Origin of the sequence: Larkinella arboricola, assembly GCF_003259745.1 — a bacterium.
Taxonomy (GTDB): Bacteria; Bacteroidota; Bacteroidia; order Cytophagales; family Spirosomataceae; genus Larkinella; species Larkinella arboricola.
The window spans coordinates 142,640-158,522 of sequence record NZ_QLMC01000007.1; the positions used below are offsets into that span (position 1 = coordinate 142,640).

Sequence of the window (15,883 nt, forward strand, 5' to 3'; positions counted from 1 at the left end):
ACTTTTTCCTATGATCTCTGAATTCACGCAACAGGCTGGGCAGCGGCCCGAAATCCTGTCGTTCGAGAAGGTTCCGACGGCCATTTACGGTTCGGCGGATGCGGCTTCCCGGGCGGTAGCGGAAGAAATGGCCCGGATTATCCGCCAGAAACAAAGCGAAGGTCGCCCGGCAGTGCTGGGGCTGGCGACGGGTTCATCCCCCAAGAAAGTGTATGCCGAACTGATCCGGATGCACCGGCAGGAGGGACTTAGTTTTCGGAACGTCATCACGTTTAACCTCGACGAATACCATTCGCTGGGGCCGGATGCATTGCAGAGCTACCACCGGTTTATGCGGGAGCAACTGTTCGATCACATCGACATCGACCCGGCCAAGTGCCACATTCCCGACGGAACGCTGCCGTTTCAGGAAGTTCACCACTTTTGCCAGCAGTACGAACAGCACATCAACGATCTGGGCGGGCTGGATTTTCAGTTGTTAGGCATTGGCCGAAACGGGCACATCGGTTTTAACGAACCCGGGTCGCACGTCAATTCCCGCACCCGACTGATTACGCTGGACCAGACCACCCGCAACGATGCCGCTACCGAATTTGGCGGCTTGGCAAATGTACCGCGCAAAGCCATCACCTTGGGTGTCAGGGTAATCATGCAGGCAAAACGGGTGGTGTTGCTGGCCTGGGGAGAACACAAAGCCGCCATCGTGAAGCAGGCCGTCGAAGGTCCGGTGACCGAAACGCTTCCGGCGTCGTATTTGCAGGGGCATCCCAACGTGCAGTTTGTCCTGGACGAATCCTGTGCCGCCAGCCTGACCCGGCAAAAAACGCCGTGGCTGGTTGATGCCGTCGAGTGGACACCCCAGATGACCAAAAAAGCCGTGACCTACCTGGCGCTGACGCTCGACAAACCCATTCTGAAACTGACCAGTCAGGACTATAATGAGCACGGGTTGAGCGATTTGCTGGCCCTGCACGGTCAGGCTTACGACATCAACATCACGGTTTTCAACAGCCTGCAACAAACCATCACCGGCTGGCCGGGCGGCAAGCCCCATGCCGACGATACAAACCGGCCCGAACGAGCCAACCCCGCCCGCAAACGCGTCCTGATTTTCAGCCCGCACCCCGACGATGACATCATTTCGATGGGCGGCACGTTTCAGCGGCTGGTCGATCAGGGGCATGAGGTTCACGTGGCTTACCAGACGTCCGGCAACATCGCCGTGGCCGACGACGAAGCTCACCGATTCATCGAATTTGTGGCCGATTTCAACCGCGAGTTCGGTATTGAGTCCGAGGAAGTAGCTGATATTCTGCTGTATTCACACCATTTTCTGAAAAACAAAAAGGCTTCCGAGAAGGATTCTGATTTTGTCCGGCGCGTCAAAGGGCTGATTCGGCGGGGTGAAGCCAAAGCCACCTGCCGGTTTGTGGGTATTCCGCCGGAGCAGGTTCATTTTCTGAATATGCCGTTCTACGAAACGGGTCTGGTGCAGAAGAAACCGCTGGCCGAAGCCGACTACCGGATTGTGGCCGGAATCATTGACAACGTGCAGCCGCACCAGATTTACGCGGCTGGCGATCTGGCCGATCCGCACGGAACGCACAAGGTTTGTCTGGATGCCGTGTTCGAAGCCGTTCGCCGGTTGAAAGACGAGCCGTTTATGCAGCAGTGCTGGGTCTGGCTTTACAAAGGGGCCTGGGACGAGTGGGACATTGACCTGATCGAGATGGCCGTTCCGATGTCGCCGGATCAGGTGATGCGCAAACGGTTCGGGATTTTCAAACACCAGTCACAAAAGGACGGGGTGGTGTTCCAGGGCAGCGATTCGCGGGAGTTCTGGCAACGCGCCGAGGACCGCAACCGTACCACGGCAGGTCTTTACAACCAGTTGGGGCTGGCCGAATACGAAGCCATGGAAGCCTTCGTTCGCTGGCGATTCTAAAGAGTGAAAGGGTGGGAGAGTGAAGCGGGAAATAGGCAGCGGAGCCACCTTCGCTCTTTCACTCGTTCGCCCTTTCACTCTTTAATTCACCTCCTGACTCGTTATATAGGAGTTCAGATTTTCGCGGGTGACGATGCTGAGCGGAAGGTATTGCAGGGTGGGAATTGGTTTCTGAAAAACCAGATGATCGGTCAGGTACGAAATACCCAGAAAACCCTGGCGGTCGGAATTCTGGTTGATCAGCAGATTGATGGTGCCGTTGCGCAGGTGCGTTAGATTTTCGTCAATCAGGTCGTATCCAATCAGGCGGATGTCGGTTTTGCCCAGTTCCTCCAGCGACCGGGCGATTTCGTAGGCTTTGGACGTGGTGACATAAATCCCTTTTGTATGCGGATGCGTTTCCAGCGCCTGTGCCAGTGACGCTTTAAAACCTGAACGGCTTGGGCTTTCCAACTGAACGGTATTGACCTCGAAATGACTGGAACCCTTTTCGCGCACAAATTCCCGGAAACCGGTTTCTTTTGCCCCGATATGGGCCGAGTTCTGCACCTGTTCGCCGATGTGCGTAACCAGAATGGTACCCGGCGCAGCGATCATGGTCATCAGTTCGGCCGCCAGTCGACCGCTTTGGTGCAGATCCTGACCGATAAACGCCAGCGGTGCCAGTTCATGAATATACGTATTGAAGCACACGAGCGGAATTTGCTGCTCCCGGCAAATTCCGGCAAAGTCCAGGGCCTCCTGCCGCAACGTGGGGGCCAGCAGAATACCGTCCGGGCCGGATTCGAGTGCGTCGTGGGCCTGCTGCCGGAACGAATCGCCCGAATACGGGTCGAAAAAGTGGTACGAAATCGTTATTCCGAACTGGCTATGTTCCGAATGCGCCTGCTGGATGCCCTGAATGGAACTGCGCCAGAAAGGATCTAATTCGGCATCCGGTAACAGAGCGGCTACGCGGTAGTTTCTGGAAGAACTCAGGGTACGAGCAATCAGATTCGGTTTGTAATTGATCTGCTCGAGCACGTCCATTACTTTTTTCTGCGCATCCGCCGACACCCGGCCCCGGTTATGAATGACCCGGTCGACGGTTCCCATCGAGACATTTGCCATGGCTGCGATGTCTTTCATTCGGACAATTTTACTCATTTCGTTCTCCTCTGATTTAACAAATGTACAATCCAGAATCCTTTTTATTGAAGGTGCTGATATGGTGAGAAAGAGAAAAGTATTGGTAAACTAATTAAGAAGCCAAATTTATTTGTGTTTACGTACACATTCACATTGTGTACGTAAACATTTTTATAGAAAGGCTTGCTTTCTATTTGCTCAGGGGTTTACTTTGATAAAGAAAATCGGATGATTGCAGAATGGCCGGATTGCGGTAAAAATTGCATTCGATGATTGATCGTCCATCAGGGAATTTTCAGCATTCAATGAAGCCGTCGGGTCAACCCGGACGTGGCTGGGGAATTTCCTGTATGGCTTTAGTGTCCTAAATACCAACAGGATGTGTACCGGCATCCTGACCTTAAACCATGACCTGTTTTTTATGAAAAAATGGCTGACGCTTCTTTTTTTGTCGCCCATAGTCGGCTGTTGGGCTCAGTCGGTTGATCTGGGGCGGTATCAGGAGCTTCCCGACCCCAAACCCGTCAATTCGGCCAGTTGGACGGCCGTAAAAACCGGTCAGAACGTCAGCTTTGCAACGGCCGATGTCCGGTACGCCAAACACACCGCTCCCGATTCGAAAACGTTGCAAAAAAGTTGGAAAGCGCAGGCCTGGAAAGGTGAGAAAGTCCACACACAGGCCGTTATCTGGAGTGCTACACCGCTGTCGAATGTGGGTCTAAGCTGGTCCGATCTGAACGATGCGAAAGGTCATAAAATTCCTGCCGGAAGCGTGTCCGCCGGTTTTGTCCGGTATGTCATGACCGATGGCCTGTCGCCCACTGGCGACGGTTGCGACGAACGCCCGCCCGGCAAATACGATTCGTCGCTGGTGGCCGACCCCATTGATCTGGTGAAGGTGCTGGACGTACCGAAGCACACGACGCAACCCGTCTGGCTCAGTGTATCGGTGCCGCCAACCACGCCCGCCGGGCTGTACACCGGGACCTTATCCGTGGCTAGCTCGGGGGCTAAACCAACCGTTCTAACCTATTCCATCGACGTACAAAACCGCTCGTTGCCTGCGCCGAAAGACTGGAAGTTTCATCTGGATTTGTGGCAAAATCCGTATTCCGTAGCACGCGTTCATAGTGTAAAAGTCTGGTCGAAAGAACATTGGGATCTGATGCGGCCGTACATGAAAATGCTGGCCGATGCGGGGCAGAAGTCGATTACGGCCACGATTATCAACGACCCTTGGCGCAGTCAGACCGAAGACGTGTACGGTTCGATGGTGCAGTGGACCAAAAAGAAAGACGGAACCTGGGCGTACGATTACACCATTTTCGACCAGTGGGTGACGTACATGATGGAACTGGGGGTTGACCGGTTTATCAACTGCTACAGCATGATTCCGTGGAATCTGAAATTCAGTTACTACGACGAAGCCGCCCGAAAAGACACGTTTATCGTTGCCAAAACCGGTACGCCGGAATACGAGGCCCACTGGCGGCCCATGCTCACCGACTTTGCCAGACACCTGAAAGCGAAAGGCTGGTTTGAAAAAACGACCATTGCGATGGACGAGCGGCCGATGGCAGCCATGCAGCAGGCGCTGGCCCTGATCAAAAGCGTGGACAAGGATTTCCGGTTGTCGCTGGCGGGGCTGTACCACCCCGAACTGGAGCAGGACCTGATCGACTACTGCGTGGCGACGAATCAGACGGTAGACAAAGCCACGATGCAGCGCCGACGGCAGGCCGGTTTTAACACCACTTACTACACCTGCTGCACCGAACGGTATCCGAACACCTTCACGTTTTCGCCCCCGGCCGAAGCTGCCTGGATTAGCTGGCATGCCGCCAGCAAGGGCTACGACGGGTATCTGCGCTGGGCGTACAACTGCTGGGTGAAAGACCCCCTGCGTGACTCACGGTTTCGGACCTGGCCCGCCGGAGATACGTACATCGTGTATCCGGGTCCGCGCACATCAATCCGGTTTGAGCGGCTGATCGAAGGCATTCAGGATTACGAGAAAATCCGGATTCTGAAAGACGAGTTTCGGGCGAAGGGGCAAACCGACAAGGCGCAGCAGTTGGAAAAGGCTCTGAACACGTTTGAGGTTTCGGCGCTGGCCAACACCCCGGCGGCAACCCACCTGCAACCGGCCAAAGCACTGCTCAACTCTTTTTAATACCATACGAACCACCACTTTAATTCTTCTGATACGGGCCAAAACCCGTATTCCGGGCCGCGCTTTTCCCAAGTATTTCTGATTCGAACATAAACAACTAAGTAACGGTATGAGAATGTTTACGCACAATTGGCCGCGGATGCTCTGCGTCCTGGTGCTGCTGGGGTGTAGTCCCCTGGTAAGCCTGGCCGCTTCGTCGCCCTCGGTTCGCAGGGCCGCTACCCAGGTGCTGGACTGGCAGATTACGGGGAAAGTAACCTCCGAAAAAGGCGAAACCCTGCCCGGTGTTACGATCATCCTGAAAGGCAGTTCACTAGGAACCTCGACGGATGCCAACGGCAATTATTTTCTGAAAGTGCCCGAAACCGCCGGTACGCTGGTGTTTTCGTCGGTCGGGACGGTGACCAAAGAAGTGGCCTTTACCGGCCCGGGCGTGGTCAATGTGGCCCTGAACGATGATGCCAAAGCCCTCGAGGAAGTGGTCGTGGTGGGGTACGGAACCGTCAAGAAAAGCTCCGTAACGGCGGCTGTCTCCAAAATTGAAAACAAGATTCTAAACGAAATCCCGGCGGGCCGGGCCGAAACGGCGCTGGTGGGTCGTCTGGCGGGGGTGAACGTTTCGCAGACGCGCAGTTCGCCGGGGTCGGCCCCGCTGATCCGGATTCGCGGGTCGGGTTCCATTGATGCCGGAAACGAGCCGCTGGTGGTGATCGACGGTTTTCCGGGCGGTAGTCTGGGCCAGATCAACATGAACGATGTCGAGTCGATTGAAGTCCTGAAAGATGCGTCATCGGCGGCCATCTACGGTTCGCGGGCTGCGGGCGGTGTGATTATCGTGACCACCAAACGGGGTAAAACCGGCAAACCGAAATTCAACTTCAACGCGTACTACGGTATGTCGAAAGCCCGGCTGCACAACGACTGGCTGCCGGTAGATGACTATTACAACTATGCCGTGCGCTACCAGAACCGCGAATACGCCTGGATTGGGGGCGATACGTCCATTCCGGCCTGGGGCGACCCGCGTCGTCCGGGGCAGTATCAGGTGAGCGACACGGTTCGCCGGAGCGGCAACACGATCTGGCAGGATGCCGTTACGCAGGTCGCACCCATTCAGAGCTACAACCTCTCAGTCGGTGGGGGCACCGAAAACGTGAAATACTACGTCTCAGGTGTGGTGCTGAACGAGCAGGGAACCGTTAAGAATACCGACTACAAGCAGTACAGTCTGCGGACCAATCTGGACGTGAAAATCAACCCGGTGGTCAGCCTGGGCTTCCTGTTTAACCCGAGTTATGCCACCCGCCGGAGCGCCCCGACGGACATGGTCAGTCTGGTGAAGTATCCGAACTTTGTCGGTATTCGGCGCCCCGACGGTACGTATCCGAAAGCGAGGGATTACTGGGGACAAAACGTAACATCGCAGGCGAATCCGATGGCCATTCTCGACGGTACGGTGATCAACGGTTATTCGCTGAACAACGTGGGCGAAGCCTTTATTGCGCTGGACCTGGTGGAAGGGCTGCGGCTGCGCTCATCGGTCGGAACCAACATTGCGTACAACACCAGCGAGCGGTTTCAGGCCAGTTTTGCCACCAACAACGGTATCAGCAGCGGTACGGCCAGCGATTCGCGGAGCATCAACCTGATCAACGAAAATACGCTGAATTACACTAAAACCTTCGGTACGAGTCACGATTTCAGTGCGTTGCTGGGGGCGTCTTACCAGCGCAATACCTCGCGCAACGCTTACATGGCCGCCGTATCCGGTTCGTTCAACAACGACATCATCCAGACGCTGAATAACGCCATCATCGACCCGGCATCGACCGGAACTACCAAGTCGGAGTGGGGGCTGGTTTCGTACTTCAGCCGGATTAATTACGGGTATAAAGAAAAATACCTCCTGTCGGCGTCGATCCGGGCCGACGGCAGTTCGCGCTTCGGACCGGCCAACAAATGGGGCTACTTCCCCTCGGCATCGGTGGCCTGGCGCGTCTCTCAGGAAGAGTTCATGAAAAACATTCCGGTGATCGACGAACTGAAGCTACGGGCCAGCTACGGCGCTACCGGAAACTTCAACATCGGCGATTTCGATTACCTGGGCCGTATCAGCAGCGTACTGTACGCGCCCGGTGGAGCTCTGACGAAAGGACAGGCACAAACCTCGTTTGGAAACAGCCGCCTGAGCTGGGAAAAAACGAACGGCTACGATTTCGGTCTGGAACTGGGCATCCTGAAAAACCGCCTGAACATTACGGTAGATTACTACGACAAACGTACCACGGATCTGCTGTATAATGTCTCGATTCCGGGCATCACCGGCTTTACCAGTTCGATTTCCAACGTCGGCGACATCAGCAACAAAGGGATTGAGCTGGAAATCCAGTCGAAAAACCTGACCGGTGAGCTGAAATGGCAGACCTCGTTTAACCTGGCCCGCAACCGCAACAAAGTGGTGGACCTGGGCGGGGTGCAGGAGCGGATCACGACGGATGCCTTCGGGATGAGCTGGATTCTGCGCGTCGGGGAGCCGATGTTCTCGTACTACGGCTATCGGGCCATCGGGGTCCTGCAAAACGCCGAGCAGGTGAAAAATACGCCGGTGCTGGCGGGGTCGAAACCGGGTAACCCGATCTACGAAGACCTGAACAAAGATGGTAAAATCGACTCGCACGACAAGGTGATTCTGGGCAACTTCCAGCCGAAGCTGTTCCTGGGTATGGTCAACAATTTCGGCTGGAAAGCCTTCGACTTGAGCATCGCCATGCAGGCATCGCTGGGTGCCAAAATTTACAACTTCGAAAACCAGTACTATCAGGGCAACGTTCTCGGAGCCATGCGCCGGTCGCTGGTCGAAAACCAGTGGTGGTCGGAGCAGGAGCCCGGCGACGGCAAAACGCCCGCCAGCGCCCTGAGCCAGTTGAATTTCCAGGGAGCGTCGGACGTGTACATCGAAGACGGTTCGTTTCTGGCCGTTCGGAACATCAACCTGGGCTATACGTTGCCGGGTACGCTGGTGCAGAAGCTGCGGCTGGGAAGCTGCCGGGTGTACGCGTCGGGTAGCAACCTGATTTTTGTCACCAGCAAGAGCTTCCACGGCTACAATCCCGAAGGCTACACGGCCGGGGAGATTGCCGGGGTAGGCAGCCGTCCGGGCTACAACTCGGGGTCGGAGCCGGTGAACCGGGTCGTGACGTTTGGTATCAATCTGAGTTTCTAACCGAATTTCCCGAAAAGACATGAACGTAAACAAAATATACACGGCAGGTTTATTGGCCTTGACGCTGGCGTTGTCGGGCTGCCACGATAGCCTGCTCAATCCCACGCCCGAATCCGTGCTGACTTCGGCCAATTATTACCAGACTGCCAAGGACATGGACCTGGCCGTGCTGGGCGTTTACAACCGCCTGCAAAGCCGCAAACCGTCGGATTACCTGCTGATGGAAGTACCCGCCGACAACCTCTATATGTCGGCCAATACCTCGGTGGCCGGTGCGCCGGAACTGGACCTGCTGGCCGTTAATGCCGACAACCCGATTGTGGCTGACTTCTGGGAAGTTACCTATAACGGTATTTTCCGCGCCAACTCCGTGCTGGCCAACATCGATAAGCCGATGGATTATGCAGGCACACAGAAAGACCAGTTTATCGGTGAAGCGAAGTTTATGCGGGCGCTGTTCTACTTCGATCTGGTACGGCTTTTCGGCGGGGTTCCGAACGTGACGAGCCTGATTTCCATCGAAGACGCCAGCAAACTGCCGCGCGCTTCGGAGGAAGAAATCTACAACCTGATTGTGGAAGACCTGAAAGACGCGATCAGCAAACTGCCGGTGCAAAACGCCATGGCGCGGGGCCGGGCCAGCAAAGGAGCCGCAACCGCCTTGCTGGGTAAGGTGTACGTGTACCGCAAAGACTGGAACAACGCCAAAACCTATCTGGATCAGACGGCGACGTTTAACTACAGCCTGGTGCCCAGCTTTGCGTCGCTGTGGAAACTGGAAAGTGAAGACAATGCCGAGATCATCCTGGCAATGAAGTACATCGACGGAACGAACGGTCATAGCTTGTCAACGGCTTTTATTCCCAATGCCGGAGCGATTGATATCGTTAATCGTGGTTCCGAAATTGCGCTGCCGTCGTGGAGCCTGATGAAGAATTACAAGGCAGGCGACACCCGCTACGCATCAACCGTGACGGAGTTCTGGGTGCCGCCCACCAAGCCGACCGACACGCCCATGTGGTATCCGTATATCAGTAAATATGCCGTCAAACATACTTTTGGTTTATCGGGGCTTGATCTGCCGGTGCTGCGCTACGCCGATGTGCTGTTGCTGAAAGCCGAAACGCTTTACGAACTCGGACAGCCGGATGCCGCACTCGCCGAGTTAAACAAGGTGCGGGCGCGGGCATTCGGCAATGCGACGCAGAACTATACACTGGCCGCCATTCCGAACCGGGAAGCCTTCGTGGATAAACTGCTGCTCGAACGTCAGCTGGAGTTTGCCTACGAAAACGAACGCTGGTTTGACCTGGTGCGTACCGGCCGGTTGACGACGGTATTGACGAAAGAAGAACGGTTGTTCAATTATGCCACCAAATCGCCGGTAACGGTGCAGTTGACTCCGCAAGCGTACATGAAAGCGTTTCCGGTGCCGCAGCGGCAGATTGATCAGTCGGCCCCCGGTGTATTGACGCAGAACGATGGCTATTAATATACGTTGGGAATGGCCGCTTCGACTCTGTTGGAGCGGCCGTTAAGCATCCTGGAATAGAGAATAATTGTAAACGAACGTCTTATATGCAATCAAAAGTGGCTCATTCGCAGGCCGACGACACGGCTAAACCGGCTCGCACGTTTCGGGGCTGGCTGTCTTCGCTGGGTCCCAGCATCATCACGGCTGCGCTGGTGTTTGGCCCCAGCAAAATGACGATTACCTCCAAGATGGGTGCCGAATACGGTTATTCGCTGCTCTGGATCATTGTCATGGCCATCTTTTTTATGACGGTTTTTACAACGATGTCCACCCGCATCGGACTGGCCACCAATCAGTCGCTGCTGGCTACCATCCGCCAGAAGTGGGGCAATGGGGCCGCGCTGGCCGTGGGCATTGGCGTGTTTCTGGTGGCCACTTCGTTTCAGGCGGGTAACTCCATCGGGGTCGGTATTTCCATTGCCGAATCGACCCATACGCCCGTCAATCTGTGGATTGCCCTGTTCACCATCCTGGGCATTGGATTGCTGTTTTTCAGGACGTTCTACAAAGTGCTCGAAAAGCTCATGATCTTCCTGATTGGCGTTATGGTGGTCGCTTTTATGATCACGCTGGGCTTCGCCGGGCCGGATTATTCAGAAGTCGTGACGGGGTTTGTGCCGTCCATGCCGACCGGATCGCTGGGTCTGATCATTGCCTTTACAGCTTCCAGCTTTTCGATTGTGGGCGCGTTTTATCAATCCTATCTGGTGCAGGAGCGGGTCCGGGTTAATCCGGCCGTGCGAAGTCAGCCTGTCGATACCGTAACCGGTATGACGCTGATGGGCCTGATGAGTGCCACGGTGTTGATCTGTGCCGCAGCGGTTTTGCACCCCAAGGGTCTGAAAGTGGCCTCGGCCTCCGACATGGGCAAGGCCCTCGAACCCATTTTTGGTCCGTACGCATCGGCCCTGTTCCTGATTGGTTTGTTCGGCGCGTCGTTTTCGTCACTGGTGGGCAATGCCACCGTAGGCGGTACGCTGCTGGGCGAAGCACTGGGCTTTGGTAATCAGCTCGGTTCCAAGGTGGTTAAATACCTGATTGCGCTGGTGATGGTGATTGGCGCGTCGATTGCCATCATCTTTGGCAAACTGCCGCTCGAACTGATCATTTTCGCCCAGAGCATTACCATTCTGGTGGTGCCTTTTATTGGGGTGGCCATGTACGCCATTGGCAACGACTCCGCCATTATGGGGCGCTATACCAACTCAACATTCGTTAAAATTATCGGGGCTTTGGGCCTGCTGGTCATCTTTGGGCTGGCCCTGAGCAACGTTAATCAATTGTTTTTCAAGTAACAGAAGTAAGTTTATGAACGATTTACAGGCATTGGAGCAGGAGCTTATCAAACCGTCGGCGGCTCTGATTTCCGACTTATACGAACTCGACGGCGACATCCTCATCCTGGGCATTGGCGGCAAAATGGGTCCCAGCATGGCCCGACTGGCGAAACAGGCCATCGACCAGGCCGGTATTCAGAAGCGTGTCATCGGGGTTTCCCGCTTTTCCGACAAACAGACGCAGGGCGAACTCGAAGCCGACGGCATCGAAACAATCTCCGCTGATTTACTCAACGAATCTGATTTAGCTGCCCTGCCCGACGTGGCTAACGTCCTGTATCTGGCGGGCACCAAGTTTGGCACCACCGGCAAGGAAGCCTTCACCTGGGCGATGAACGCCTATCTGCCCGGACGCGTGGCCGAGAAATACCGGAACTCGCGGATTGTGGCCTTCTCGACGGGTAACGTCTATCCGTTTACGCCGGTTACATCGGGCGGGGCCACCGAATCCATGACGCCCGAACCGGTGGGCGAATACGGTCAGTCGTGTCTGGGCCGGGAGCGGGTGTTCCAGTATTTTGCCGAGAAAAACAACACGCCAACCCTGATCTACCGGCTCAATTACGCCATTGATCTGCGGTACGGCGTATTGCTCGAAGTTGCCAAGTCGGTGCTAAATGAAAAACCGATTGATCTGACGATGGGCAATGCCAATGTGATCTGGCAGGGCGATGCTAACGAAATTGCCATCCGGGCGCTGCGGCACTGCGATGTTCCGGCCAAAATCCTGAACGTAACCGGTCCTGAAACCGTGTCGATCCAGTGGGTGGCGCAGGAGTACGGCAAGCTGTTGGGCAAAGAGCCGAAGTTTGTCGGTGAAGCGCAACCGACGGCGTTGTTGAGCAACGCGTCGGAGGCTTTCCGCCTGTTTGGTTACCCGCGCGTCACGCTGCGGCAGATGATGGAACTGACCGCGGCCTGGTTGCAGGGGGGCGGTACGCTGCTCAATAAACCGACTCATTTCCAGACCCGCAACGGCAAATTCTAACCACGATGACTTTACGACCCGAAATACATGAGTTACTGCACGCGGGCACCGTCATTCCGGCTCACCCGCTGGCCCTGAATGCCGACCGGCAGTTTGACGAAGCCCGCCAGCGTGGTTTAACCCGGTACTACATCGCCAGCGGAGCCGGTGGGGTAGCTGTGGGCGTGCATACGACCCAGTTCGAAATCCGCGACCCGAAAATCAACCTCTACGAAACGGTGTTGAAAACAGCCGCCGACGAGATTGAGCGCGCCCAACTGGATCGCCCGTTTATCAAAGTGGCCGGGATTGTTGGCCCGACCGAACAGGCCGTCAACGAAGCCAGACTAGCCTTGAAATACGGTTATGATTTGGGCTTACTGAGCATGGGCGGTTTACAGGGCTGGACCGAAGAGGCCATTCTGGACCGGGTGCGGGCAGTGGCCGAAGTGATTCCGGTTTTCGGTTTTTACCTGCAACCGTCGGTGGGTGGCCGCATTTTTAGCTACGACTTCTGGAAAGCGTTTGCCGAAATTCCCAATATTCAGGCCATTAAGGTCGCCAGCTTCAACCGCTACCAGACGCTGGATGTGGTGCGGGCCGTGTGCCATTCCAGCCGCCGGGACGAAATTGCACTCTACACCGGCAACGATGACAACATTGTGGTCGATCTGCTGACGACGTATCGGTTTACCGTCGATGGAAAAACCGTTGAAAAAGGCTTCGTAGGCGGTCTGCTGGGGCATTGGGCGGTGTGGACGAAAAAAGCCGTTGAACTGCTGGCCGAGATCAAAGCCTGCCTGAACAACAGCAACGAAGGGCTGGCCGAACTGCTGACGCGGAACGTGGAAGTGACCGACAGCAACGCGGCCTTTTTCGATCCGAGCCACAATTTTCACGGCTGCATTGCCGGTCTGCACGAGGTCCTGCGTCGGCAGGGCCTACTAGAAGGAACCTGGTGCCTGAACCCGGCGGAGGATTTGTCGCCCGGCCAGAGGGAAGAAATCAACCGGGTGTACGCCATGTACCCGCACCTGAACGACGATGAATTTGTCCGGGAGCACCTGAGTAGCACCAACCTCACCTTGTCTTTTTCTTAAAAACTGATTTTTACGGACCCCGCGGAAATTTTCGCGGGGTCATTGTTAACAATATGGCAATTCGGAACACCATTCGTGTCACGAAGACCGATTCTACATTTGAACGGGAAAAGCTTATTCGACCGATTGGTTTTAAGGGCGGCTACCTGACGGAGTTGTGGCAAACCGTTTCCCGGCTCCAGTCCGAAACCGGCCACCACACCGTCGGTCTGGCTACCCAAAGCGTGCTGTACGGCGATGCCGATCTGTTTGCGGCCTACTCGGAAGCGGGCGGCAATGCGCTGATGTATGCGCTGGTCGAGCGGACCTTGCAACTGGTCAGGCAGACGCCGTTTGAAACCCCCGTCCAGTTACTGGATGCTATTTTACCGGAAGTAATTCGGGAAGGCATTCGCATCACGGGCAAACCCGACCTGAACCCTAACTTCATTTACAACGCCCTGATCAGCGTTGACAATGCCGCCTGGCTGCTGTACGCGGCCGAAAACGGTTTGACCCAATTCGACGATCTGATTCCGGAACCGTACCGACCGGCTTTATCGCACCGCAACAATAAGGTGGCTATCATGTATCAGGTGCCCTACGGAATGCCCGTGGAGGAACTGCGGCAGGCCGTCCGGCAGGGGTATTTCGTGATGAAAATCAAAACCGGGTATCCGGGTTCGCAGGAGGAGATGGTGCAGAAGGACATGGAGCGGCTGACCGAAATTCACCGTGCCATCGGCGACGCGCCCACCGACCAAACCGCCAGCGGAAAAATCGTATACACGCTCGACGCTAATGCCCGGTACGAACGGAAAGAAACCCTGCTGCGCTACCTGGATCATGCGAAATCCATTGGTGCGCTGGATCAGATTATCCTGATCGAAGAACCGCTGCGGGAAGAAAACGACGAGGAGGTGTCGGACATCGGCATTCCGGTGGCGGGTGACGAGAGCGTTCACGATGAAGCCAGCGCCCGGCGTCGGCTCGACCAGGGGTACGGGGCGCTGGTGCTGAAAGGAATCGCCAAAACGCTGAGCCTGTCACTGAAAGTGGCGAAGCTGGCGCACGAACGCGGAGTGCCCTGCCTGTGCGCCGATTTGACGGTCAACCCGATTCTGATCGACTGGCACAAAAACCTGGCCGCCCGACTGGCCCCGTTTCCCGGCATCGGTATGGGACTGCTGGAAACCAACGGCGACATGAACTACCTGCATTGGAACACCCTGAAAGGCTACCACCCGGTGGCTGGCGCTCCCTGGACAACGGCTAAAAACGGCGTTTTTGAACTGGATAACGATTTTTACCACCGCAGCGGGGGCATTCTGACGCCTTCCAATCACTACGAATCCCTGTTCACGTATGCCTGCTAAAACCGTTCTCAGATCATCCAGACCGCTGGGAGGGATGCTGGCGCTTTTGTTGGTATTCGTTATCGCGGGCGGAGCCAGAGCCGCTGTGGATTCGACGGTCACGGTGGCGCTGAAAGCCATTCACGGTTTGCAATTTGATGTGGTACGGTTTCGCGTAAAACCCGGCGCAACGGTCCGCATCACGCTGGATAATACCGACGACATGGCGCACAATCTGGTCATTACCCAACCCGGCAAGCGGGAAGAAGTGGTCAACGCGGCTTTGCAGTTGGGCGAAAAAGGTCCCGCCGTTAATTACATCCCGAAATCGGCGGCCATTTTGTGGGCCATCCCGGTCGTGGTGCCGGAAGAAACCGGGACCCTTTCGTTCACCGCGCCGAAGGAAACCGGCGTTTATCCGTACGTCTGCACGTTTCCGGGACATGGTTTTGTTATGTACGGCGCGATGTACGTCACCGACGGTGTGTTACCGCCTTTGAAAGAAGATAAAGCCGTTCCCGAAACCCGTCGGACGGCGGAAACCACCGCGCAGGCCGGTCACGCGCAGCACGCGCCCCAACGGTTTCATCCTTACCAGCCCGAACCACCGTTTCTCTACCGGATTTTCATGCCCGATGCCAGTCCGGCAGCCATTGCGGTCAGTCTGCCCCATGACGTTTCGTACTGCTGGGACGCCGGAACCTGCCGCCTGCGCTACGCCTGGGAGGGCGGTTTTCTGGACCAGACGAAGCTCTGGCCGGGCAAAGGCGACACCGAGGCCAAACTGGTCGGGACGGTTTTCTTTCGGGACAAAACCGCTTATCCAATCCAGATCGGCGCGGACAAACAAACCCCGGCGGTTGATTTCAAAGGGTATCAGTTGATCGACCGCTATCCGGAATTTCATTATACCGTCGATGGGGTGGACGTTTATGAACGGATTCAGGCGAAGGGGGATGCGTCCGGTCTGGTGCGTACCTTCAAAATACCGAAAGCTGAAAAGACCATCTTGTTTATCACCGAGCCAACTGACGGCATGGTCTACCAGTCGTCGGGCGGACGGTGGGAGGCCGGTCGGCTGAAACTTTCACCCGCCGAAGCCCGCCAGTTTACCATCACCATGACGAAAAAAGCCGACTGAT

10 protein-coding genes are annotated in these 15,883 nt (G+C 55.9%); 9 read left to right on the forward strand and 1 reads right to left on the reverse strand.

Going from position 1 to position 15,883, the window contains the following annotated elements; all coding sequences use genetic code 11:
* The first annotated feature begins 10 nt into the window (after positions 1-10).
* The gene (gene nagB, locus LX87_RS24420) at positions 11-1,945 is read left to right on the forward strand and encodes a glucosamine-6-phosphate deaminase (RefSeq protein ID WP_111630918.1); all 1,935 of its coding nucleotides are present in this window, start codon (positions 11-13) and stop codon (positions 1,943-1,945) included.
* An 81-nt stretch (positions 1,946-2,026) separates the two neighbouring features.
* Here nagB and LX87_RS24425 read toward each other — a convergent pair whose 3' ends face one another.
* Positions 2,027-3,091, reverse strand: coding sequence for a LacI family DNA-binding transcriptional regulator (locus LX87_RS24425; protein ID WP_111630919.1), 1,065 nt, complete (start codon positions 3,089-3,091; stop codon positions 2,027-2,029).
* Between the two features lie 403 nt (positions 3,092-3,494).
* On the opposite strand from LX87_RS24425, the gene LX87_RS24430 reads away from it, so the two are divergent.
* From LX87_RS24430 to LX87_RS24465, 8 genes are all read left to right on the forward strand, one after another.
* Entirely contained in the window at positions 3,495-5,246 is a 1,752-nt protein-coding gene (locus tag LX87_RS24430; RefSeq protein ID WP_111631051.1) for a DUF4091 domain-containing protein, read from the forward strand.
* Positions 5,247-5,361: 115 nt separating this feature from the next.
* The gene (locus tag LX87_RS24435) at positions 5,362-8,469 is read left to right on the forward strand and encodes a SusC/RagA family TonB-linked outer membrane protein (protein WP_229310808.1); all 3,108 of its coding nucleotides are present in this window, start codon (positions 5,362-5,364) and stop codon (positions 8,467-8,469) included.
* Positions 8,470-8,488: 19 nt separating this feature from the next.
* Positions 8,489-9,961 (forward strand): RagB/SusD family nutrient uptake outer membrane protein, encoded by a 1,473-nt coding sequence (locus LX87_RS24440; RefSeq protein WP_111630920.1) that lies wholly within the window; start codon positions 8,489-8,491, stop codon positions 9,959-9,961.
* Between the two features lie 86 nt (positions 9,962-10,047).
* Positions 10,048-11,298 carry an Nramp family divalent metal transporter gene (locus tag LX87_RS24445; protein WP_111630921.1) on the forward strand — a complete coding sequence of 417 codons (1,251 nt, stop codon included), beginning with the start codon at positions 10,048-10,050 and terminating at the stop codon, positions 11,296-11,298.
* A gap of 13 nt (positions 11,299-11,311) precedes the next feature.
* Positions 11,312-12,328: an NAD-dependent epimerase/dehydratase family protein gene (locus LX87_RS24450; RefSeq protein ID WP_111630922.1), complete on the forward strand. Its 1,017-nt coding sequence runs from the start codon at positions 11,312-11,314 to the stop codon at positions 12,326-12,328.
* A gap of 5 nt (positions 12,329-12,333) precedes the next feature.
* Entirely contained in the window at positions 12,334-13,407 is a 1,074-nt protein-coding gene (locus tag LX87_RS24455; RefSeq protein WP_111630923.1) for a dihydrodipicolinate synthase family protein, read from the forward strand.
* Between the two features lie 53 nt (positions 13,408-13,460).
* Positions 13,461-14,762: an enolase C-terminal domain-like protein gene (locus LX87_RS24460; RefSeq protein WP_111630924.1), complete on the forward strand. Its 1,302-nt coding sequence runs from the start codon at positions 13,461-13,463 to the stop codon at positions 14,760-14,762.
* Positions 14,752-15,882: a plastocyanin/azurin family copper-binding protein gene (locus LX87_RS24465; RefSeq protein WP_211325372.1), complete on the forward strand. Its 1,131-nt coding sequence runs from the start codon at positions 14,752-14,754 to the stop codon at positions 15,880-15,882. The genes LX87_RS24460 and LX87_RS24465 overlap by 11 nt, the downstream gene beginning before the upstream one ends.
* Position 15,883 lies beyond the last annotated feature (1 nt).

Excerpts from the sequence above, each read along its gene's own strand:
- nagB (WP_111630918.1), top strand. The coding sequence starts at position 11 with ATGATCTCTGAATTCACGCAACAGGCTGGGCAGCGGCCCGAAATCCTG.
- LX87_RS24425 (WP_111630919.1), bottom strand. The coding sequence starts at position 3,091 with ATGAGTAAAATTGTCCGAATGAAAGACATCGCAGCCATGGCAAATGTC.
- LX87_RS24430 (WP_111631051.1), top strand. The coding sequence starts at position 3,495 with ATGAAAAAATGGCTGACGCTTCTTTTTTTGTCGCCCATAGTCGGCTGT.
- LX87_RS24435 (WP_229310808.1), top strand. The coding sequence starts at position 5,362 with ATGTTTACGCACAATTGGCCGCGGATGCTCTGCGTCCTGGTGCTGCTG.
- LX87_RS24440 (WP_111630920.1), top strand. The coding sequence starts at position 8,489 with ATGAACGTAAACAAAATATACACGGCAGGTTTATTGGCCTTGACGCTG.
- LX87_RS24445 (WP_111630921.1), top strand. The coding sequence starts at position 10,048 with ATGCAATCAAAAGTGGCTCATTCGCAGGCCGACGACACGGCTAAACCG.
- LX87_RS24450 (WP_111630922.1), top strand. The coding sequence starts at position 11,312 with ATGAACGATTTACAGGCATTGGAGCAGGAGCTTATCAAACCGTCGGCG.
- LX87_RS24455 (WP_111630923.1), top strand. The coding sequence starts at position 12,334 with ATGACTTTACGACCCGAAATACATGAGTTACTGCACGCGGGCACCGTC.
- LX87_RS24460 (WP_111630924.1), top strand. The coding sequence starts at position 13,461 with ATGGCAATTCGGAACACCATTCGTGTCACGAAGACCGATTCTACATTT.
- LX87_RS24465 (WP_211325372.1), top strand. The coding sequence starts at position 14,752 with ATGCCTGCTAAAACCGTTCTCAGATCATCCAGACCGCTGGGAGGGATG.